Raw genomic sequence first — 21695 nt, 5'->3', positions numbered from 1 at the left:
GCCGGCCTTTTGGGCAAAGCCATTCTCTCGGCTGGATCGAACGGCAAGCCCGCCAAGGCTTTTCGGCACCTTGGCGGGTTTGGTTCAAGAGGCGATCGTTCAGACGTATCTGTTGACGATGTTTTCCAGCAGTTCCTGGCGGCCGGATCTGGGCTGCGGCTCGATCTTCTTCTTGACGACGCGCTCGGCGATCTCTTCCAGTGACCGCTTGCCGGCAAGCATCGCCTTGCCTTCACCGGTATTCCATCCGGCATAGCGTTCGGCCAGCGGCGCCGACAGCGCCTTGTCCTCGATCATGCGGGCCGCGGCCTTGAGGCCGCGCGCGCAAGAATCCATGCCGCCGATATGGCCGATCAGCAGGTCCTGCGGGTCGAGCGACTGGCGGCGCAGCTTGGCGTCGAAATTGGTGCCGCCGGTCTTGAAGCCACCTGCCTGCAGGACCTGATAATAGGCCAGCGCCATCTCCGGCACGTTGTTGGGGAACTGGTCGGTATCCCAGCCCGACTGGTAGTCGTTGCGGTTCATGTCGATGGAGCCGAAGATGTTAAGCGCATTGGCGAGCGCCAGTTCGTGCTCGAAGGAATGGCCGGCGAGGATGGCATGGCCCTGCTCGATGTTGACCTTGACCTCCTTTTCCAGGCCGAAGCGCTTGAGGAAGCCGTAGACCGTCGCGACGTCATAGTCGTACTGGTGCTTGGTCGGCTCCTGCGGCTTCGGCTCGATCAGGATGGTGCCCTTGAAGCCGATCTTGTGCTTGTAGTCGACGACGAGACTGAGGAAGCGCCCGGCTTGTTCTTGCTCGCGCGCAAGGTCGGTGTTGAGCAGCGTCTCGTAGCCTTCGCGCCCACCCCACAGCACATAGTTCTCGCCTTTCAACCGCTTGGTGACGTCGATGCAGCTTTTGACGGTGGCCGCCGCGTAGGCAAACACATCCGGGTCGGGATTGGTGGCGGCGCCCGACATGAAACGGCGATGGGAGAACAGGTTCGCCGTGCCCCACAGGAGCTTGACGCCCGTCTGCTTCATCTTGCCGGCAAAATAATCGGCGATCTCGTCGAGCCGCGCGGCGCTCTCGGAAAAATCCCTGCCTTCCGGCCGCACGTCGGCGTCGTGGAAGCAGAAATAGGGCGCGCCCAGCAGCGAAAACATCTCGAAGGCGACGTCTGCCTTGAGTCTTGCCAACTCCATCGTGTCGACGCCGCCCGCCTTAGGAAACCACGGCCGGTCAAAGGTCTGGCCGCCGAACGGATCGCCGCCCGGCCAGGCGAAGGAATGCCAATAGGCGACGGCAAAGCGCAGATGGTCTTCCAGTCGCTTGCCGGCCACGACCTCGTCGGGATTGTAGAACCGGTAGGCGAGCGGATTGGTCGAGTCCGGCCCCTCATATTTGATCGTCTGGATGTCGCCGAAAAATCCGCTGCTCATGATTTTCTCCTCTCGAATGGTCCGCCCTGATTACCTCAGGCGTAATTGGTTGCGTTCTTCGCTTGGGCGAAAAGGCTCGCGTCAAAGCCAGTCAACAAAGGAGACAGACCATGGCCGACCTCAACAAGATCGCTGAAGGCTACATCAACGCCTGGAACGAGAGCGACGCGGGTCGCCGCGCAGCCCTGCTCGAGGCGATCTTCACCGAAGACGTCAGCTACCGCGATCCGCTGATGCAGGGCGATGGCCATGCTGGTGTCGGGGCGCTCATCGACGGCGTGCAGCAGCGCTTTGCCGGTTTTCGGTTCTCGCTGAAGGGCGCGCCGGACGGTTTTGCCGACACCATCCGCTTCTCGTGGAACCTCGGCCCGGAAGGCACCGAATCGGTCATCGAAGGCACCGACATCGGCATCATCGAGAACGACCGCCTGAAAAGCGTCACCGGCTTCCTGGACAAGGTGCCGGCGCAGTAAGGGTTTCCGGGTAAGGCAGGTGCCAGGCGCCCCCCTCTGGCCTGCCGGCCATCTCCCCCTCGAGGGGGGAGATTGGCTGGCATCCTCGCCTTCGCCAATCACCAACCTTACAAAACTGGCAGCCCCGCTGACGCTGCTGATCTCCCCCCTTGAGGGGGAGATGCCCGGTAGGGCAGAGGGGGGCGCCTCGCGCCTGCTCACGCAGTTACAGCCCTTATCGCCGGATACAGCGCCCGGTAGCGATGATAGGCGTCCGCATAGGCGCTGCCCTGCGCGACGTCCGGCTCGATCGTGTCATCCGTCCTCGGCGCGGTGCACACCGCCAGCGGGTCAGCCCCCGTCGCCGCAATCAGGCCAAGCCGCGCCGCGCCGAAGGCGGCGCCGAAGTCGCCGTCGGCGGGAATGTCGACCGGCAGGCCGAGCGCCGTGGCGATGGCCTTCAGCCAGTAGCGGGAGCGCGAACCGCCGCCGATCGCGGTCACCCGCGTCAAGGTCGTGCCGGCCGATTTCAAGGCTTCGAGACTGTCACGGAAGGCGAAGGCAACGCCCTCGAGCACCGCCTGGGTCAGCACGGCACGGCTCGATTCATGCGCCAGACCGGTGAACGAGCCGCGAATGGCGGCATCATTGTATGGCGTGCGCTCGCCCGAGAGATAGGGCAGGAAGGAAACGCCTGTCGGCGCCTTCAGCTTTTCGCCGAGTTCAGCGGTCAGGTCGCCGGCGCCCTTGCCGGTGATCTCCGACAGCCAGTTCAGCGAATCGGTCGCCGACAGGATGACGCCCATCTGGTGCCAGGTGTTGGGCAGCGCGTGGCAGAAAGTGTGCACCGCGCTCGCCGGGTTCGGCAGATACGAAGCATTGGCGGCAAACAGCACGCCCGACGTGCCGAGCGAGACGAAGGCGTCACCGGCGCCCACCGTGCCCATGCCGCAGGCGGAGGCTGCGTTGTCGCCGGCGCCGCCCGCGATCGGGATGCCGGCGCGTATACCCCATTTCGATGCGAGTTCGGCACGCAGTGCGCCAGCCTTTCCGGTGCCCTCGACCAGCGACGGCATCTGCTTCTCATCAAGCGAGGTCGCGTCAAGCAATTCGGCGGACCAGCGCCGCTTGCCGACATCGAGCCATGAGGTGCCGGCCGAATCGGACATTTCCGAGATGTGCTCGCCGGCCAGCCAGAGCCGCAGGTAATCCTTGGGCAGCAGAACCTTCGCCACCCTGGCGAAAATGGCCGGTTCGTTGTTCTTGACCCAGGCGAGCTTCGGCGCGGTGAAGCCGGGGAAGACGATGTTACCTGTGAGCGCGCGAAAGCGCGGATCGGCATCGAGCGCTGCCGCCTCGGCATGGCTGCGCGTGTCGTTCCACAGGATGCAGGGACGCAGCACCTGATCTGCTGCATCGAGGAGCGTCGCGCCATGCATGTGGCCCGATAGGCCGATGCCTTCAACAGCGGCGAATTCCTTGGGATAAGCCGCCTTGAGCTGGGCGATGGCCGCCTCGCAGGCCCGGATCCAGTCGGCGGGATCCTGTTCAGACCACCCGGGATGCGGCCGGGATACATCGATGGCGGCGTGGCCGGAGCCGATGACAGTCTGCACGGCGTCGATCAACAGCGCCTTGACGCCTGACGTGCCCAAGTCGAGGCCGAGATACATGGTGTCCTCCCCGTGCCGTTAATTTTTTCGGATCCCGAAAAAATCTGGCTTGGCCAGTTTTTAAGACAAGATCGGCTTGTGGTCAATTCTCCGACAAATCGGCCGCGCGCCGCGACAGCAGTCCCGACAGCGGACTGCCGGGCCGAGCCATCGAACGCTCGGCCGTCAGCGCCTTGGCCAGCGCAGCCTCGCCGGCACGCAAGGCAGACTCGATCAGCGTCAGGTCGATGACGTCGCGCTGGGCGTGGCTGCCGCCGAAACGATGGGCGATCGCCCGGATCGGCCGGATCAGGCGGACGGCTTCGGCGTATCTCCCTTCGCCGAACGCCTTGATGGCGAGCGTCAGCGGATGGCCGACGTCCCGGGTGAAGGTCGCGTTGTCGTCGCTGCCGCGCATGGCCTCGCGCTGCGCCTCGAGCAGGGTCCGCGCCGCGGCATCGTGGCCGGCGGCGACAAAGGCCATCATCGCGTGGGCGTCGTTGAAGGCGTAGTTGCCGGAGCCGGCCTTGGGCAACCAGTTGGCGGCCAACGCCGCCCAGCGGTCGCCGGCATCGACGCCGCCGAGATAAAGCCGCCACAGGATCGCCGAAGCATCGACCATATTGAGCGCCAGTGTCGATCGCTCGCCGTAGATGGGGCCATCATAGAGCGCCAGCACCTCGTCTGTCTCGCCAAGGTCGTAGTGGAAGAGCGCCAGGTGCCACCAATTGTGCACTTGCAGGAAGCTCTCCCGTGTCCATGCCTGGGGACTGGCCCTCATCCAGGCAATGCCATCCCTTTGCCGGCTTTGCATTTCCATGACGTGCGCCACGGCATGCTGCGCCCAGCCGTCGCGCGGTTCGATCTCGACCGCGATGCGGCCAAGCTTTTCGGCCCTGATATAATCGCCCATCTCCTCCAGCCCGAAGGCCTGCATGCCCAGGATGGCATGGTAGCCCGGCATGCCGCTTTGCCAGGAAGGCAGCGCGCGGCCGATGCGGTCGCGCAGCATGCGGGCATTGCCGGTGAAGAAGTCGATCTGATGGCCCACCTGAAGCGCGACAGCGTCAAGCGGGAAGTCGATGGTGATGTCCTCGAGAATCCCGGCGGCCTCATGCCAATGCCCGCCGGCGAGACGGCCGAGGGCCGAGACATGCGCCTGCTCATGCGCGGTCGCGGCGAGCGGCAACGCCGCCTCGTGGCAAGCCCTGGCCACATCGGTCGCCTCGCGCTCGGTGGCGAGGCCGAAGAGATAGCCCTTGAAGACATGCGCCATGACGAAGCCGGGATCTTGCGCGATGGCGCCGTCGATGGAGCCGACAGGATCTCCTATGAAGCACTGCAACTCGCGCACGGCCCGGCTGTACGCAACGAATCCAGCTTCGGTCGCCCCCGACAATGTCAAGCCGACTGCATCCTTGACTGGCATGCCTCCTCCTTCAAGAAACCGCGCGTCCGATCCGGGGCCATGGACAGCCGAGGCGGCCGGTCGCCGGCTGGGCGCCCTTAATTGCCAGAGCGCATTGCCATTGTGGCTATGCCGGCGCCGACGAGCAGCGTGCCGCCGGTGCGGTTGAAGATGCGGACCGCCCTCTCGTTTCGCACGACCTCGCGGGCGCGTGCGGCGATCAAGGCGTAGCCGAAGGCATTGGCAAAGGCGAGCGCCAGGAAGGTCGTTTCGAAGATCAGCATCTGCGTCCAGAAATCGGCGTGCCGGTCGAGGAACTGGGGCAGGAAGGCGACGAAGAAGGTGATGCTTTTCGGGTTTAGCGCGGTGACCAGCCAGGCATGCGCCATCATTCTGGCCGATGACACCAGATCGGTGCGAGGCTCGGCTTTCAGCGTGCCGCCGGCGCGAAACAGTTTCACGCCGAGATAGATCAGGTAGACCGCGCCGATCAGCTTCAGGATGGTGAAGACCGTCGCCGAAGCCGCCAGCAACGCACCGATGCCCAGCGTCGACAGCGTCATCGCGGTGAAATCGCCAAGCGCCACGCCGACCGCCATCGGCAGGGCCGTGCGCCAGCCCTGGCCAAGCGCGTAGGATACGACCAGCAGGATGGTCGGACCCGGAATGATGAGCAGGACGGTCGATGCAGCGGCGAAAGCGGCCCAGGTCTCGAAGGGCATGTCTGTCTCCCTTGGGTTAAGGAGAAGGATAAATCCTCAGCCCTGGGAGAATGTAAAGAGGCCGTGTTTGTTATGCGCGAGTCCGTATGCAGCGGGCCAGGCACTGTTCATGGAACTTCCGCGCCATCAATTGCGCCAGCGTTGGGTCGGCGTCAGTTCGCGCCGATCAGCGTGCTCACGATGTCGGCCAGGCTGACATTGGCACCGAGGACCAATACGGCAGCGGCAATGGCAGCGCCAAACAGCTTGATATCGGTTATTAAAGTCTCGCACATGGATGCCCCTCGTTGATGTCCCGGGGTAGAAAGCTCCGGTGCCCGGATTGTGACTCTATCTGGGTCTTTTTGTGCGGTGGCCCGTTCGATGCCAAGGCAGCGAGTTCGACAGCCACCCCGGACCGCGCGCAAACGCAGCCGGTTCAAGGTCTTCACGCTTTATCAACCATGATTGGTGAAAATGCCTTCTATCCGGCCGGACCGTGCTTCCCGCCGACAGCGTAGGGTTTGGTATATGCGTGAGTTGCCGCTAGGTCCGACGCCGAAACGAAACGGCGACGCGATGGAAACCGATCATCATCTCTCCCGCCGTGCGATCCTGTCTGGGGCAGGGGCGCTGGTGCTGCTTGGCGTCGCCGGTTGCTCGACCTCCGGCGGCGGCCTGCCTGCCCTCGAACTCGACGACGTCACCACCGGCTCGGTGCGGCCGATCCGGCCATCGATCAGCGTCGACAAGAACATCACCAGCCCCGACGTGATGTATGCCTCGCTGAACGACAATGGCTTCAACGTGCCCGAGGTGCCGTATCTCAAGGTCAAGCCGGAATTCCGCCGGCAGATCGTCGTCGATACGACAGGCGAGGCGCCCGGCACGATCGTGGTCCATCTCAAGGAGCGCATGCTCTATCTCGTCCAGCCGGGCGGTGAGGCCATCCGCTACGGCGTCGGCATCGGCAAGGACGGCTTCCGCTGGTCGGGCCGCGCCAACATCCAGTACGGCAAGGAATGGCCGACTTGGACGCCACCGCCGGAGATGATCCAGCGCAAACCCGAATTGGTGAAGTGGCAGGGCGGCCAGCCCGGCGGCCTGGACAACCCGCTCGGCGCCCGCGCTCTCTATATTTACCAGGACGGCAAGGACACGGGCTATCGCATCCATGGCTCGCCCGAATGGTGGAGCATCGGCCAGGCGATGTCGTCCGGCTGCGTGCGCCTGATCAACCAGGACATCATCGACCTCTATAGCCGCGTGTCCAAGAAAAACCCCGTCGTCGTCATGTGAGCGTTCCGGGCCGCCGGACGGCGGCCCTCTGTTTGGGCATGACGACCCCCACTCTTCCGTTGCGCGATGGCGAAAGACAGGCGAATGTGCCTGCGATTCATTGCCCAGGGAGACGTCAGGAATGGCCGGAACTTTCGTTATCGCGCAAGGCGGCGGACCGACCGCCGTCATCAACCAGACGGTTGTCGGGGCGACGCTGGAAATCCGCAAGCGGCATCCCGGTGCCAAGGTGCTGGGCTCGATCCATGGCGTGCGTGGCATCAGGGACGGCAACTACGTCGATCTTTCCGCAATTCCCGAGGACAGGCTGCGGCTGATCGCCGGAACGCCGAGCGCAGCACTCGGCTCGACGCGCGACAAGCCGGATGCCGCCTATTGCGACGTGATCCTGAAGGGACTGAAGAAAGCCGGCGCCGACGCCTTCATCTATATTGGCGGCAACGACACGTCGGGCACGCAGCAGATCCTGACCGATGCCGCCGCCGGTGAGATCGCTTTCGTCCATGCACCCAAGACCATCGACAACGATCTCGAGGAAAACGACCACACGCCGGGCTTCATCTCGGCGGCTGAATTCGTTGCCGGCGCCTTCCTCTCCGTCGACCTCGATTTCCGCGCCCTGCCCGGCATCTATGTCGGCATCGTCATGGGCCGGCATGCCGGCTTCCTGACCGCCGCGGCCGCCGCCTGGCAACTCGATCCGGAAAGCGGCCCCCACCTCGTCTACGTGCCGGAGCGCCCGTTCTCGGCCGCCGGCTTCATTGACGACGTGCGCGCCACGCTCGACCGCCACAAACGCTGCATCGTCGCCGTGTCGGAAGGGGTGAGCACTGCCGACGGCAAGGCGCTGGTCGAAAGCCTGGTGCCGCCTGAAAGGCTGGAACGCGACGCGCATGGCAACGTCAAATTGTCCGGCAGCGATCTTCCGGCGGCGCTCGAGCGCGCTCTGGCGGAGGGCCTGCCTGGCAAGCGGGCGCGCGTCGATGCGCTGGGCTACATGCCGCGCGGCTATATAGGCGCCATCAGCGCGGTCGACGCGCAGGAGGCCTTCGACGCCGGCGCCTTCGCCGTCTCCGTCGCCGAACAGGGCGGCGGCTCGGTGGCGCTGCAATATGACGGCACCCGGACCGTTCTGAAGAAGGTGCCGCTCAAGAACGTCGCCGGCAAGACCCGCCATATGCCCGACAATTTCATGAAGCCCGACGTCAACGAACTGTCCGATGGCGGCATGGCCTATCTCAAGCGGCTGGTGCCGGAGAAGTACAAGGTCGGAAAGCCGTTCGTTTGATGTCGGGCTCGGACCTCATTCCAGGCTCGCTCGCGATGCCGGGCTCGCTAGCGATGCCGGGCTGGTTCAGCAGGACCATTGTCGACGACAAGACGACGATGCTGACCGAACCTTACGTGCACAGTTTCGTGCGCGCCAACCTTTGGCATCTGCGCGGCCGCGATGCCGATCTGCTGGTCGATACCGGCATGGGCATCTGTCCGCTGGCACCGGAGATCGAGACGCGGGATGGCAAGCCGCTGCTGGTCGTCGCCACCCATATCCACCTCGACCATGTCGGGTCGCTGCACGAATTTGCGTGGCGGGCGGGGCCAAGCATGAGTGCGGCGCATTTCGAGACCATGGATGACGCGGCGACCTGCGCCTATATGTTCCATGACCTCGAAGGCGCTGTCTCCAGGCTGCCTGCGCCGGGCTGGAAAGCCGCCGACTACAAGATCCCGCCGGCACCCTTGACGCGTTCCCTGGACGAAGGCGACGTGGTCGATCTCGGCGACCGCCAATTCCGGGTGCTGCATCTGCCGGGCCATTCCCCGGACTCGATTGCCCTGTTCGACGAGGCGGACGGACTTTTCTTCGCCGGCGACGCCATCTACGACGACATGCTGATCGACGATCTGCCCGACTCCAACCGCGCCGCCTACCGCGCAACGATGCGCCGCCTGCTCGACCTGCCGATCCGCATCGGCCACGGCGGCCATGGACCCAGTTTCGACGGCAAGCGCATGCGGGAGATCGCATCGGATTATCTGCGGAAGACCAGCGAGATCCATCTCTAGCATTGACCATGAGCGTGCCGCCACGGCTGACAATGCGCCGGACCGCCCGTCATCCGAAAAGAATTAAATCTTTGTAATATCGGCTAAAAACCTAATTCGTCCGCATCGGCGTCCTAGATTCCGGCTCATCGACCTGAGCGGCTGCCTCATGAAGCGAGACAGGCAGCCGCTACAGCCGATACGCCGAATGGGCCGCCTTCCGAGACTGGCCACGGCGCCGAACCCAATGTCTCGCACGGACAACGACCATGTCATCCCTCAACATTCTTCGCAGACATCGCGTCGCCGCATTGCTGGGCGCCGCCCTCATCATCAGCCCTGTCGCCTTCTCGGTCGTCAGGGCCAATCATGCCCAGGCCGGCACAATGACCCCTGTCGCCGGCGTGACCGCGCCAAACGGCTCGTTCGCGCCCATCGTGGCCGCCGACAAGCCGGCGGTGGTGACCGTCACCACAGTCATGCAGGCCCAGCCTGCCAGCGACGATGAAGGCATGCCCCTGGGCAACTCGCCTTTCGATCAGTATTTCCGCCAGTTCTTTGGTGACCAGGGCATGCCCGCGCCGCGGACCCCGCCACAGCAGGCCCAGCGCGCAGAGGCACTCGGATCCGGCTTCATCATCGCTTCCGACGGCATCATCGTCACCAACAATCACGTCGTCGACGGCGCCTCTTCGATCAAGGTGACGCTCGACGACGGCACGATCCTTCCCGCCAAACTCGTCGGCCGCGACGCCAAGAACGACCTCGCCGTACTCAAGATCAAGGCAGACAAGTCCTTGCCGACGGTCAAGTGGGGCGACTCCGACAGATTGATGACCGGCGACCAGGTGCTGGCGATCGGCAATCCGTTCGGGATAGGCACCACGGTCACCGCTGGCATCGTCTCGGCACGCGGCCGCGACCTGCACAGCGGGCCGTTCGACGACTTCATCCAGATCGACGCCCCGATCAATCATGGCAATTCCGGTGGCCCTCTGGTCGACGCGAACGGCAATGTGGTCGGCATCAACACGGCGATCTATTCGCCCAATGGCGGCAGCGTCGGCGTCGGCTTCGCCATTCCGTCCGACCAGGCCCAGAAGGTCGTCGCCAAGCTGATGAAGGGCGGCAACATCGAGTATGGGTATCTCGGCGTCGAGATCCAGCCGGTGACGCCGGATGTGGCGAGCGCCATTGGACTGGATCATGCGGGCGGCGCCCTGGTTTCGCAGATCAATGGCGACTCGCCGGCAGCCAAGGCGGGCGTCGAAACCGGTGACGTCATCACCAACTTTGCCGGTCGTGAGATCAAGGACCCCAAGGATCTGTCGCGGGCCGTTGCCGATGTCGCGCCCGGCGCCCGCGAGACGCTTGGCGTCTGGCGCAAGGGCAAGGCAGTCGACATCGCCGTCGATGTCGGACGCAATGGCGACGATGTGAAGACCGCTTCGGCGGCCGATGGCGGCACGCCGCCTGCCGAGCAAGGCTCGCGGGTTCCAGCGATCGGGCTCGGCCTGATGGACATCACCCCTGATGTCAGACAGGAGCTTAATCTCGCTGACAATCAGCAAGGCGCCCTGGTTGCCAGGGTCAATCCCGACAAGGCGGCCTCGGCCTCGGGCATCCAGGCCGGCGACATCATCGTTGCTGTCAACCAGGCATCGGTGAAAAATGCCAGGCAGGTCACCCAGGCGATCGCGCAGGCCGGCAAGTCCGGCCACAAATCGGTGCTGCTGCTGGTGGAACGTGACGGCAGCCAGATCTACGTTGCGGTGCCGTTTGCCAATGGCTGAGACCTGACTGCTGGATTGGGCAGGGCTCGCCGGTAACGAGCCCTGCCGCCATCTTAATCAAGGTCTGGTCCCTCAAAATTCCGGTTGCCCGCCAAGCCATCTTCGAGAACATTGCATCAGGCCGATAGTGGCTTGATGCAAGAGGGAATTGCCGCGATGGCCACCCGAGGTTTCTCTTCAGGACGGCGCCCGCCCGCCGATGGCGATGCGCGCATACCGCCCGGCCAGTATCTGGAACAGGGCTTTCCGGTCCTGTCGGCCGGCCCCACGCCACAGGTGCGTACCGAGGACTGGTCGTTCACGCTGAAGCAGGGGCCGCGGCCGATCAAGAAATGGAACTGGGCCGAGTTCAACGCGCTGCCGCTGACCAAGATGACGCGCGACATCCATTGCGTGACCGCATGGACCAAGTTCGACACGCCCTGGCAGGGCGTGCTGGTCGACGACATCCTTGCCGATGCAGGCATCGAGCCGCCGACCGCCTATACTCTGGCACTGTCCTTCGACGGTTATACGACCAACGTGCCGACAAAGGACCTGACCGACGGCAAGTCCATGGTGGCCCTGCTCTTCGAAGGCAAGCCGATCACCGCCGACCATGGCGGCCCGGCGCGGCTGCTCGTCCCGCATCTCTATTTCTGGAAATCGGCCAAATGGGTGAACGGCCTGCAGTTCACCACGCGTGACGAGCCAGGGTTCTGGGAATTGCGCGGCTACCACATGTATGGCGATCCATGGCGCGAACAGCGCTATACGGACGATCCATGAGCGATGCCGCCACGGCTCGGTCGCCCTGGCAGACAGTCGGCATTGTCCGCATCGAGAAGCGCACGCCGCGCGTCACCAGCTTCTTCTTGCAGCCGTCGCGGCCGTTCGACTATCGCGCCGGTCAGCATGTCGATGTCAGGCTGACGGCGCCGGACGGCTACCAGGCGCGCCGTTCCTATTCGATTGCCTCCGCGCCCGATAATGACGGTATGGTCGAACTGGCGATCGAAAAACTCGATGATGGCGAGGTCTCGCCGTTCTTCCACGAGGTCGCCGCGGTCGGCGACGAGATCGAAATGCGTGGACCGCTTGGCGGTCATTTCGTCTGGCCCGATGATGATGGCGGGCCTCTTCTGCTGGTTGGCGGCGGCTCAGGGGTCGTGCCGCTGATGTCGATGGTCCGCCATCGCGCCGTGCGCAAGTCCACGGTGCCTGTCGCCTTGGTCTTTTCGGCCCGGATCTGGGACGAGGTTATCTTTCGTGACGAACTGATCGCCCTCGACGATCGCAGGGACGGCTTCGATCTGGCGCTGACGCTGACGCGCGAAGCCGCACGCCGACCGTCCGATTATTCGCGGCGAGTGGACGTCGCCATGGTTGCGCAGCTCATGGCGCGGCTGCCTGGGCCGCCGTCCATCGCCTTCGTCTGTGGCTCCAACGCCTTCGTGTCGGCCGCCGCCCAGGCGCTGATCGATGCCGGCATGCGGGCGGGCGCGATCCGCACCGAACGTTACGGGGTTTGACCTAGCGCAGCCCGTGAGACAGGGTGTTCAGCATTGAAATCGGGTTCGGCAGGTAATACCTTGTCTGCATAGGGTATTACTCAGGAGCGACCATGGCCACCACCGTTACCGCAAAGGGACAAGTAACCATTCCCAAACCGGTCCGCGATCTCCTTGGGATCGTCCCCGGAAGCAGGGTCGATTTCCGGCGTGCCGCCGACGGAAGCGTTGTTCTGGCTCGTGTCGACAAGGAGCAGCCCGAGAGCCGCTTCGCCAAATTGCGTGGCCATGCCGGTGAGGGGCTCACAACCGATGCGATCATGGCGCTGACGCGTGGTGAAGCGTGACGCTGGTCGATACCAACGTTCTGCTCGACCTTGTCACGGACGATCAAAACTGGGCCGATTGGTCGGTTGCACAACTAGAGGCAGCCAGCATCGAAGGACCATTGCTGATCAACGACGCCGTCTACGCCGAGCTTGCCGTTCGCTATGAGCGTATCGAGGACCTCGATGCGTTTCTAGCTGCGGCCGGTCTTGAAATGGCTCCCATGCCCAGAGCAGCCCTTTTCCTTGCCGGAAAAGTATTCACCCAATACCGAAGATCGGCAGGATCAAGGACAGGCGTGTTGCCTGATTTCTTCATCGGAGCCCATGCCGCGGTGGGGCGGTTGCCCCTGCTGACCCGCGACGTCGGCCGATACAGGACCTATTTCCCGTCCGTGAGGCTGATCACTCCGGACCCTTGATCGGCCATCGGACGGCCTTTGCCTCTCAGTCGGCCGGCGAGAACTTTGCCGACACCAGCTGGAACGGCAGGGCGCCATAGGTGGCGACGGCGGCCTCGTCGTTCCACTCACGAAACTGCCGCGACGGCCGCGCTTCGAGTGTCAGCGCGTGCCGTGCCCCGTCCAGCATCACCTTGCCGCGGAAATGCAGCACTCGCTCCTTGCCGGATCGGCTGATGGCCATGGCGCGCAGGCGGGCGATGTGATGGTCGTCGGCATTGATTTCCATCTCTATCCGGCGGCGCACCGGCGGGATGCCGATCCTGACGATGACGTCCAGCATCATCTCCCCGCTCGTTGGCGGACACGCGATGATTTGCGAAAACACCAGTGGCGCCGACGCGCCTGCCGGCTTGTGGGGGGCCCGCCTGCCACGCCATGCCCTGGCCGGCGGCTCCTGTTGCAGCCGCCCCTTCTTCCGCTTCAGGCGCAATTGCTTGGCCAGCCCGCGCGACAGCCAGACCAGGCCGCCGAAATCCGTGCGCGGCTTGGCCTGCAGGATCGACGACCAGCGCGACAGCCCCAGCCGGTCGGCCATCTCGACGATCCTGCCCAGCGTCGCCTCCGGCACCGGAATGCCGATCTCGTGTGCAAGATAGGACAACGCCACCGCTGCCGGAACGGCAAGACCACGCCTGCCGACGATGTCGAGGAACACGTCCCAGTCGACGTCGCCGCCCCGGATGGCGACGGCACAATCGACAAGCCAGTCGCTGTGGGTGTGGGCGTCGAGGCCGCCATGGGCGATGGCCAGCGCCATGCGGTCGGCGGGCGAGGGGACGAAAACGCCAACCCCGCTGAACTCAGCCGGGATGGCCCGCTGCCAGATCGCCAAATCGTCCTCGGCGCTTGGCTGCGACCCGTCATAGCCGAGCTGATGCAGGTCGATATCGCCGAAACTGCCCTTGAAGAAGTTCATCGACCGCAGCGACGGCAAACGTGTCCGCAGATATTGCGCGCTGACGCCCGAGGCGATCTGCCAGTCACGATCGCGCAGGACGTCGAAGACGGCGGCCATGTCGCGCGGGCGCACCAGTATGTCGATGTCGTGCGCCACCCGCCCGCGTTGCGCCGACGCGTTCAGCGCAATGCGGCTGGCACCCTTGATCAGCATGATGTCGGCGCCGATCTCCACCATTGCCTTCAGCGCGGGTTCCGCCTCGCGCATCGCCATGCGCGACTTGGTCCACAACATCTTCTGCAGGCCGACAAGGCGCGGATAGGCGGAATGGGTGGCCAGCTTCCTGCCGAACCTGTCGGAGATCGCGGCGAGCAGCCGGTGTTCGCGGAACGAGACGAGATCGATGTCGTTCTCGTCGAGCCAGCGTCCGGCAAATCGGCCAGCCAAATCCTCATCCTGGAGCAGCGCGGCCTTGAGCAACTGGTCAAGCTTGCCCGTGGGCCAGGACCAGCCATAGTCCGGAAACCGGCGGCCTATGCGGCGGACCGCCATCAGGCGGTGCCCGCCTTGTTTCGCGCCCGCCTCTGCAGGGCGAGCCTCGCGACTTCGAGATAGCCGCGATCGCGCGCCGGGTCGCGGCCATAGGACAGGCTGCCCGGCCTTATGCGGCGCAAGGCCAGGACCTCGTCGAGCATGGTCAGGACAAAACCCGCTTCGCGCACCCGCGCGATCCAGTCGATCATCTCGCCGCGCCCGCCTTGCGGGTCGAGGATCGGCCCGACGCTCTCGACCACCGCCCGACGGATCATCATCGTCGTGCGCGACCAGCCGGCCAGCTCAGGCCCTTCGGGCAGGTCGGGCCGGTTGTTGCGAAAGACGCGCCAATGCGAAAAGACGCCGGCGGCGCCTGGGTGACGATCAAGATAGCCGAGCTGCTTTTCGATCTTGTCCGGCAGCCAGAGATCATCGGCGTCGAGCGTGGCCACCAGCGGCGTCGAGAGGGCCGCGAGCCCCCTGGTGGTGGCGCTGCCGGGGCCGGCGTTCTCCTGCCGCAGGACGGTGACCGGCAGCCTCATCGCGTTGATCGCGGCAACGGTATCGTCCGTCGAGCCGTCATCGACGACAATGATGGCTTCGGCCCTGACCGTCTGAGCCATCACCGAATCCAGCGTCTCGGCGATGGTCGCTGCCGCGTTGAAGGCGGGGATGACGACGCCGTAGCCGGCCATCAGAGGAACCGCCACTGCGCGAGGTCCTTGAAGTCGAAGATTCCCTCTATGCGCCGCAGGCTGGGATCGCCCCTGCGCCGTTTCATCGACTTGTAGATGGCGCGCATGAATTCGCGAAAGGGCACGTCGGCTTCCTTGGTCATGTTGCCTGGGTGGCGCCGGTAATAAAGTGCAACCGTATCGGGCATAGTGTATTTCGCGTCGCTCTCAAAGACCCGCAGCAGATAGTCGGTGTCCTCGGCCTGCCTGAATTCCTCGTCGAAGCCGCCGATGCGGTCGACGAGGCTGCGGGCGAAGATCCCGGCGGACAAATGGATGCCACGCACGGTGATGGAGTGGCCGCCGGCGGCGGGCTCCAGCGTCTCGCCATCCAGTTCGTCGACCAGCGTCATGCGTGAATAGGTCAGTTCGAGTAGCGGGTCCCTGTCGAAACAGGACAGATCCGCCTTGAATCGCCCCGCAGGCGAAATGTCGTCCGAATCGAGAAACGACACCAGCCGGGTTTGCGGCAGCAACTGCCGCAGCCCGGTGTTGCGCGCTTTCGTGACGCCCATGTTCGGCTGCTCGAAAAGCCGTATGCGGGAGGTCTGGCGCATCATCGAGCGGACCGCCGCATTGGAACCGTCCGTGGAGCCGTCATCGACCACGATGATATCGAGGTCGGCGTCGTCCTGTTGCCTGAGCAGCGAACGCAGCGCGGCGCCGACATAGGCTTCCCGGTTGTAGACAGGCATGATCACGCTCAGCGTCATCGGTGGCTCCTCGACCGCTGCGGGCCGGCACGTTTTGTGATGGTGGCAGAGCGCGGCATCATGGGCCCTGCCAATCGGTGGGGCTTTTGAGCTCGAAAATACCCGGGACCTCATGCAAGGCCGGATCGGCCTTGCGCCGGCGCATCGACTTGTGGATCGCACGCAAGTGGTTGCGGAGCCTGCCGCCTTGGTCCCTGGTGACATTGCCGGGGTGGCGCCTGTAGTAGATCGCGACCGTATCCAGCAGTCTGTAGTTCGGCCCCGTCTCGAAAACGCGCAGCAAATAGTCGGTGTCCTCCGACTGCTCGAACTCCTCGTCGAAATATCCGACGCGGGCGACGAGCGCCCGACCGAACAGGGCGGCGCTCAACGAGATCCCCCGGACCGTGATGGTCCGGCTGTCTGCCGCGGGCTCCAGGGCCTCGTCGTCTATCCGGTCGGCCAGCGTCATCAGGGAGTAGGTCAGCTGCAGATCGGGATCGGCCTTGAAGTGGGCAAGGTCGGCCTGAAAGCGACCCTGCACGGAAAGGTCGTCGGAATCGAGGAATGAGACGAGGCCGGCATCCGGCGGCAGCTGCCGCAAGCCGGCGTTGCGCGCCCTGGCAACACCCATGTTGGCCTGCTGGAAAAGCCGGATGCGTGGCGCATCAGTGGCCATCGCGCGAACGGCTTCGGCCGACCCATCGGTGGAGCCATCATCGATGACAATGATATCCATGTCCACGTCGCCACATTGCCGCAGCAGGGATCGCAAGGCCGGGACGACGTAGTGCTCGCGATTGTACACCGGCATGATCACGCTCAGCTTCACGGCGCGCCCCGCGTTATGAAATCCGCGATCGTCCCGGCAATCTCGTCGGGCCGCGTGCCCAGCGACAGCCGATAGCACGGCAGGCGGCGCGTCAGATCGCTGAAAAAGCGGAAGCCACTTTCCCGCTCGCCAGGCATCTGGGCGATCCCCGACGGCGCCAGTGCGATCATGGCGTCCTTGCGCGACACCGGCGTAATCGAGCTTGCCTCGCCACCGCTGATATGTGGCACCATCAATGCAATCATGTCCAGCCGCCCGGGTATCGGCCTCGCCGCAATGTCATCGACACGGAACTGGTATTTGCCTTGCCAGTTCAGCGGACCGTGGGATCCAAGCCGCTCCTTCAATCCAAGCCTGCGGAACCCTTCCGGATCCTGCTTGAGCGTGGCAAACAGCGGATGGGCGGTGACGTCTTCGGCGAGGTCGATCAGCACGTAGTCGTCGCCGACACTGTCGAGTCCGTTGAGCAGCCCAGCGACGACCGTCCCGGATTTGCCTGCTCCGCCCGACCCGGCGAGAAGGACGCCCTTGCCGCCGATGCCCAGGCTTCCGGCGTGGGCCAGTCGCATGCCGCGCGCCGCATATTCCCAGTGCAGGAAGGGCCGCAGCGGAGCCCCGGGCTCCCAGGGAGGGAAACTGTCCTCGGCCGTCATCAACTGCACGCCGACACGTCGATCCGGGTCGTAGAACTGCCAGAAATCCAGGTCGTGGTAATGGTTGCCGCGCAACCCTGCTTCCGCAAGCCGGCTGGCGAAGCCATGCTGCGTGAAGGGCGAGTTTCCCCAGCTCTCGGGCGCGGCAATGCCGTCGATGCCGGGATGCGCGACGAAGATGCGGCACGCATCGGCCGGCGCCTCATCGTCTCTCGCGGCGATAAAGCCGCTGGCCACCGCATCCGCCAGCCCGCCGGGGTTTAACTGCGCGGTCAGCGTCAGCCCAGGCAGGCGGACCGCGCGGGTCAGGGGATAGTTCGCGCTGCAGCTCTCGGCCTGCGCCAGCACATAGCGCGCGTAGTCCGCTAGGTTTTCAAGGGTCACTCTCGGCATCGCCTGTTCTACCCCGGCGCCGCTTGGCTGCGCGACCGCGAAGCGCCCAAGGCGCTCAGGTCGCCTGCTTGAGCGCGGGCCAGCCGAGCGGCTCCTCGACCTCGTGGATGGGGTCGACGACGATCAGGTCGGCAAGGTCGTCATGAATGTCGACCTTGAGCGGCTCGGTGGTATCGGCGAGTTGGGCCAGCAATGCCCCGGAAAGCGGTTGCGCCGCCGCATCGGAAACCGCCGCGAGCAGTCCGAATTCGAGCAATTGCGAAACGAAGCCGTCGATGTCGGCGGTGCTGAGTGGACCGGCGCCGGTCACGGCACCGCTCAGTTCTGCGGCGGGCACGCCCGATGACAAGGCATCCCAAAGCCTGCTGCCCGAATCCGAGAAGCCGAAATATTTCCCGGTCGTCAGATCAAGGACGACAGCCTCGCCGTCGAAGGATTCGAAAACGATGTCCTTGCTTGCGATCGCATAGATGCCGGATTCTCGCATGGCTGTTCCCCCGCCAAGGCCGGCCCGGGAAACGTTCCCCCGCTCTCAAGGCTCGACCCACCGTTGCAGACGCGTCTAACCATTTGCCGGTTCGTTGGCAAGATGGAAGCGCGCCTTCCGGTCAGGCCTCGATTTCGAGCGCCGAGCGCGGCTTCGAACAGCAGGCGAGAATGAAGCCGTCATCGATCTCGTGATCGAGGATGCCGCCATTGTGGCTCATCTCGACCTCGCCGGAAATCTTCTTCACCTTGCAGGTTCCGCACAAGCCGAACTCGCAGGCGGCGGGGATACGCACGCCCGAAGCCCGTGCCGTCTGCAGCACCGTCTGTCCGGCGACGCACTCGGCGTCGACATCCGATAGCGCGAACCGGATGGCTGTCACGGTTTCGGCAGGGACACCCGCGCCGCCTTCCCCGGGCGATGCGAACGGCGCCGGGATCTCCTCGACCGTCGGTGCGGCAAAGCTCTCCTGGTGGTATTTCGTCATGTCGAAGCCGGCGGCGTCCAGCATCTGCCGCACGGCGCGCATGAAGGGATCGGGGCCGCAGCAGAAGATTTCGCGCTCGCGGAAATCGGGCGCCAGCAGCGGCAGCCGGATCGCGTCGATGCGGCCCATATGGCCGAACCAGCCCTCGCGGCTCGACCGCTCCTCGATCATGAAGCCGAGCGACAGGCCCGGCATGCGGCTGCCGAGCAGTTCGAGCTCCTTGCGGAAAATAATCTCTTCGGCGCGCCGCGCGCAATTGACGAAGCCGACATCGGTCCATGGCGCGCAGTCGTTCAGCCAGCGCAGCATCGACATCATCGGCGTTACCCCGGACCCGGCCGAGATGAACAGATATTTTGCCGCCGGATGACTGTGCAGCGAAAAGTCCCCGGTCGGCCCGTAGGCCTTGACGTGTGAGCCGGTGACCAGGTTGTCGAACATCCAGCGCGTCCCGATGCTGCCCGCTTGCGCCTTCACCGTCACCGCGATCGAGAACGGCCGTGAAGGCGAGGACGACAGCGTGTAGGTGCGCATCAGCGGCCCGTCCGCCGTCGGCAGTTCCAGCGTCACGAACTGGCCCGGCTTGTAGCGGAACCAGGTCTGGTTGTCGGAGCGGAAGGTGAAGGTCTTGACGTCCGGCGCCTCGTCGCTGACGCTGATCACTTCCAGGACCTGGAGCCTGTCGTTCCAGGGCGCCATCTGGTCGAGATGGCGATAGAGGCCAAGGTCGGTCGTCGCGTTCATCCCTCAGTCCTTCTTGCTCTGTTCATGTCGTGAGCCCAACCGCGAGGCACTTTTGGGCGACATGAGCTAGGCGACGCTGCGCAGCGCCGGACGGCCGCCTTCGGCAAGGCGCGGCCCGATGAAGCGCGCGTACCAGTCGACGAACTGGATGACGCCGCCCTCATGCAGTTCCGAATAGGGACCCGGCTCATAGGCGGGCGACAGGATGCCGAGCGCATTCTCCTCGACGATGCGGCGATCCTGGTCGTTGGTTTCCACCCACACATGGGTGAGGTCTTCGATCGTATAGTCGACCCCCTCGACAGCGTCCTTGTGCACCAGCCACTTGGTCGTCACCGCGGTTTCCGTGGCGCTGATCGGCAGCACCCGGAATGTCACCGCGTGGTCGATGAGGATGTGGTTCCATGTCGTCGGATAGTGGTAGTGCATCAAGGTGCCGATCCGGTCGGCCGAGACGGTGTCCGACAGGTTCTTCCCCACCGCCCGCTTGCCGTTCATCGTGTAGCTGACGGCGTCGCGCAGCAGCGGCGCGCGGGTTGCGCGGTACTGCCCGGCCGGATCGATGCGGAACTTGCTCGGCAGGCCCACGGCCTCGCACTTCGCCCAGTGGGCGAGCATCTCCGGGTCGCTGTCGGCGCCTTGCACGCCGGTCACCGTCGGCGCTTCCGGGAACGTCTTGCAGAGCTCCGGATGATTGCCCGCGCAGTGATAGCACTCGCGGTTGTTTTCCCACACCAGCTTCCAGTTGCCCTTCTCGATGATCGTGCTCTCGAAGGCTATTTTCGCCTCGCGCAGGCGGTGCGGCAGAAGATAGGGTTCGATCATCGCCCGCATCGGCGCGAAATCGGCAGGCTCTTTCGCCAGGCAGACAAAGACGTAGCCGCCGACGCTTTCGCAGGCCACGGGCTTCAGGCCGAACTGGCTTTTGTCGAAACCGTCGGCCATCTGCCTGGCGAACAGCAGCCGGCCGTCCAACTCGTAGGTCCACTGGTGGTAAGGGCAGACCAGCTTGGCCGCGGTGCCCTTGTCGGTGTTGCAGACACGGCTGCCCCGATGGCGGCAGGAATTGTGGAAGGCGTTGATCTTGCCTTGCTGGTCGCGCACGAGAACCACCGGATAGTCGCCGACCTGGACCGTGATGAAGCTGCCGGGCTTGGGCAGTTCGCAATCGTGACCGATAAACAGCCAGTCGCGATACCAGATCAGCTCCATGTCGAGCTTGAAATAATCCGGATCGGTGTAGAAAGGCTGCTCCAGGGAAAAGCCTTCCCTGCGGCTGTTCAAGAGCCTCAGCATGTCGGCGCGAGCATCCATGTCCTGTCCTCATATCCAAGGACTGAACTGGTGGTGACGGAGGAAGGATTGGATGCCCGCCGGCGAAAGCCCGGCATGCATCGTCCGCCTCTTGATCGCCCACCGCGATCAGTCGAGTTCAACAATCTCGGGCTGGTTTCCGGGCTCTGGAGCTGTCCTTGCGGACCATCGCGACACCTTCCCAGGCAATCGCCCAGTGGTCTCCCGTTGCGACTTGAACTCCACCACCGTTGCGGGGGCAGCGCCGGAATCTGACCGGCTTCCCAATTCTCCGCCTCGCCTTCACGAAGCGGCACCTGAGATGTCGTGATCTAATCACGCGCGCTTGCGCGCCATCGGCATGAAAACGACATCGTATCCATGCCGCGCGACACGGATGGTAAATCCCGCTGACGACAATGAAGCGGCATTTTTCCCCGATTTCCAGCGCGGTTTCTCGCTCGCCGGAATCACCCTTCTGCGAGGGCCTCCAAGCAAAAGGTATCGAAAAGTGACTATTAGGGTCTTCTAAAATCGAACCGAACGGTTCGTTTCTGTTGACAGTGCGTCCAGCATAGTGTGAACGCCGGCTAGCAAGCTCTCCATCGGCATCGTCATGCAATACTCCTAAATGCCTGAAAAGACTTCATAAAAAAATCCTGCTGGAAACCAATTCGGCAAATTCAAGCGCCGGACTCGCGGCTGTTCGAAACAACTTCGTGATTGGAAAAGGCGAAGCCGTCGTCCCACATCGGGGCGGTCCGAACGACGCGAATTACTAAACAGGCACGCCGCTAGACGGACAGCAAAAAGAAGATACTGGAGTACCAAAAAATGAAAAAGATCATCCTCACTGCCGCGGCTCTTCTGGCCATTTCCGGCAGCGCCTTTG

The 21695-nt window shown here is 64.1% G+C and carries 23 protein-coding genes and 1 riboswitch; of the genes, 9 read left to right on the top strand and 14 right to left on the bottom strand.

Going from position 1 to position 21695, the window contains the following annotated elements:
- Positions 1-99: 99 nt before the first annotated feature.
- A complete protein-coding gene (xylA, locus tag WC739_RS10290; protein ID WP_372952923.1) occupies positions 100-1425 on the bottom strand; it encodes a xylose isomerase in 1326 nt (441 codons plus the stop codon).
- A gap of 110 nt (positions 1426-1535) precedes the next feature.
- Between xylA and WC739_RS10285 the strand changes: the two genes are divergently transcribed.
- Complete coding sequence (locus WC739_RS10285; RefSeq protein ID WP_372952922.1) at positions 1536-1898, top strand: nuclear transport factor 2 family protein; 363 nt, start codon at positions 1536-1538, stop codon at positions 1896-1898.
- Between the two features lie 197 nt (positions 1899-2095).
- Here the strand turns inward: WC739_RS10285 and xylB are convergent, their stop codons facing one another.
- The 4 genes from xylB to WC739_RS10265 all read right to left on the bottom strand — a co-directional run bounded on the left by xylB (position 2096) and on the right by WC739_RS10265 (position 5934).
- A complete protein-coding gene (gene xylB / locus WC739_RS10280; protein ID WP_372952921.1) occupies positions 2096-3550 on the bottom strand; it encodes a xylulokinase in 1455 nt (484 codons plus the stop codon).
- 82 nt (positions 3551-3632) lie between these two features.
- Positions 3633-4958, bottom strand: a complete 1326-nt coding sequence (locus WC739_RS10275) for a tetratricopeptide repeat protein (protein WP_372952920.1) — start codon at positions 4956-4958, stop codon at positions 3633-3635.
- 77 nt (positions 4959-5035) lie between these two features.
- Positions 5036-5659, bottom strand: coding sequence for a LysE family translocator (locus WC739_RS10270; protein WP_372952919.1), 624 nt, complete (start codon positions 5657-5659; stop codon positions 5036-5038).
- A gap of 152 nt (positions 5660-5811) precedes the next feature.
- Positions 5812-5934 (bottom strand): hypothetical protein, encoded by a 123-nt coding sequence (locus WC739_RS10265; RefSeq protein WP_372952918.1) that lies wholly within the window; start codon positions 5932-5934, stop codon positions 5812-5814.
- A 235-nt stretch (positions 5935-6169) separates the two neighbouring features.
- Between WC739_RS10265 and WC739_RS10260 the strand changes: the two genes are divergently transcribed.
- From WC739_RS10260 to WC739_RS10225, 8 genes are all read left to right on the top strand, one after another.
- Positions 6170-6937, top strand: coding sequence for a L,D-transpeptidase (locus WC739_RS10260; RefSeq protein ID WP_372952917.1), 768 nt, complete (start codon positions 6170-6172; stop codon positions 6935-6937).
- A 121-nt stretch (positions 6938-7058) separates the two neighbouring features.
- The gene (locus WC739_RS10255; RefSeq protein WP_372952916.1) at positions 7059-8225 is read left to right on the top strand and encodes a diphosphate--fructose-6-phosphate 1-phosphotransferase; all 1167 of its coding nucleotides are present in this window, start codon (positions 7059-7061) and stop codon (positions 8223-8225) included.
- 53 nt (positions 8226-8278) lie between these two features.
- Complete coding sequence (locus WC739_RS10250; protein ID WP_372952936.1) at positions 8279-9004, top strand: MBL fold metallo-hydrolase; 726 nt, start codon at positions 8279-8281, stop codon at positions 9002-9004.
- A gap of 248 nt (positions 9005-9252) precedes the next feature.
- On the top strand, positions 9253-10776 hold the full coding sequence (locus WC739_RS10245) for a DegQ family serine endoprotease (protein WP_372952915.1): 1524 nt from the start codon (positions 9253-9255) through the stop codon (positions 10774-10776).
- A 156-nt stretch (positions 10777-10932) separates the two neighbouring features.
- On the top strand, positions 10933-11544 hold the full coding sequence (locus WC739_RS10240) for a sulfite oxidase-like oxidoreductase (RefSeq protein ID WP_372952914.1): 612 nt from the start codon (positions 10933-10935) through the stop codon (positions 11542-11544).
- A complete protein-coding gene (locus WC739_RS10235) occupies positions 11541-12287 on the top strand; it encodes an FAD-binding oxidoreductase (protein ID WP_372952913.1) in 747 nt (248 codons plus the stop codon). Before WC739_RS10240 ends, WC739_RS10235 begins: the two co-directional genes overlap by 4 nt.
- A 92-nt stretch (positions 12288-12379) precedes the next feature.
- Positions 12380-12613, top strand: coding sequence for an AbrB/MazE/SpoVT family DNA-binding domain-containing protein (locus WC739_RS10230; RefSeq protein WP_372952912.1), 234 nt, complete (start codon positions 12380-12382; stop codon positions 12611-12613).
- Positions 12610-13014 (top strand): type II toxin-antitoxin system VapC family toxin, encoded by a 405-nt coding sequence (locus tag WC739_RS10225; protein ID WP_372952911.1) that lies wholly within the window; start codon positions 12610-12612, stop codon positions 13012-13014. Before WC739_RS10230 ends, WC739_RS10225 begins: the two co-directional genes overlap by 4 nt.
- Before the next feature lie 25 nt (positions 13015-13039).
- Here the strand turns inward: WC739_RS10225 and WC739_RS10220 are convergent, their stop codons facing one another.
- The 9 genes from WC739_RS10220 to WC739_RS10180 form a co-directional block, all read right to left on the bottom strand.
- On the bottom strand, positions 13040-14506 hold the full coding sequence (locus WC739_RS10220; RefSeq protein WP_372952910.1) for a nucleotidyltransferase family protein: 1467 nt from the start codon (positions 14504-14506) through the stop codon (positions 13040-13042).
- Positions 14506-15198 (bottom strand): glycosyltransferase family 2 protein, encoded by a 693-nt coding sequence (locus WC739_RS10215; protein WP_372952909.1) that lies wholly within the window; start codon positions 15196-15198, stop codon positions 14506-14508. The genes WC739_RS10220 and WC739_RS10215 overlap by 1 nt, the downstream gene beginning before the upstream one ends.
- Positions 15183-15935 (bottom strand): glycosyltransferase family 2 protein, encoded by a 753-nt coding sequence (locus tag WC739_RS10210; RefSeq protein WP_372952908.1) that lies wholly within the window; start codon positions 15933-15935, stop codon positions 15183-15185. Before WC739_RS10210 ends, WC739_RS10215 begins: the two co-directional genes overlap by 16 nt.
- A gap of 58 nt (positions 15936-15993) precedes the next feature.
- On the bottom strand, positions 15994-16746 hold the full coding sequence (locus tag WC739_RS10205) for a glycosyltransferase family 2 protein (RefSeq protein ID WP_372952907.1): 753 nt from the start codon (positions 16744-16746) through the stop codon (positions 15994-15996).
- Positions 16743-17792 carry a serine kinase gene (locus WC739_RS10200; protein ID WP_372952906.1) on the bottom strand — a complete coding sequence of 350 codons (1050 nt, stop codon included), beginning with the start codon at positions 17790-17792 and terminating at the stop codon, positions 16743-16745. Before WC739_RS10200 ends, WC739_RS10205 begins: the two co-directional genes overlap by 4 nt.
- Before the next feature lie 55 nt (positions 17793-17847).
- On the bottom strand, positions 17848-18279 hold the full coding sequence (locus tag WC739_RS10195) for a PqqD family protein (RefSeq protein WP_372952905.1): 432 nt from the start codon (positions 18277-18279) through the stop codon (positions 17848-17850).
- 121 nt (positions 18280-18400) lie between these two features.
- Positions 18401-19510 carry a 2Fe-2S iron-sulfur cluster-binding protein gene (locus tag WC739_RS10190; protein ID WP_372952904.1) on the bottom strand — a complete coding sequence of 370 codons (1110 nt, stop codon included), beginning with the start codon at positions 19508-19510 and terminating at the stop codon, positions 18401-18403.
- Positions 19511-19576: 66 nt separating this feature from the next.
- Complete coding sequence (locus tag WC739_RS10185; RefSeq protein WP_372952903.1) at positions 19577-20824, bottom strand: aromatic ring-hydroxylating dioxygenase subunit alpha; 1248 nt, start codon at positions 20822-20824, stop codon at positions 19577-19579.
- Between the two features lie 112 nt (positions 20825-20936).
- A riboswitch (cobalamin riboswitch) is annotated at positions 20937-21139 on the bottom strand.
- 291 nt (positions 21140-21430) lie between these two features.
- On the bottom strand, positions 21431-21695 hold a 265-nt coding region (locus tag WC739_RS10180), incomplete at its 5' end, for a hypothetical protein (RefSeq protein ID WP_372952902.1).

Source organism: Mesorhizobium sp. (assembly GCF_041661565.1).
Taxonomy (GTDB): domain Bacteria; phylum Pseudomonadota; class Alphaproteobacteria; order Rhizobiales; family Rhizobiaceae; genus Mesorhizobium.
The sequence above is the reverse complement of the archived record's forward strand: the minus strand, read 5'-3'. Positions and strand labels throughout refer to the sequence as shown.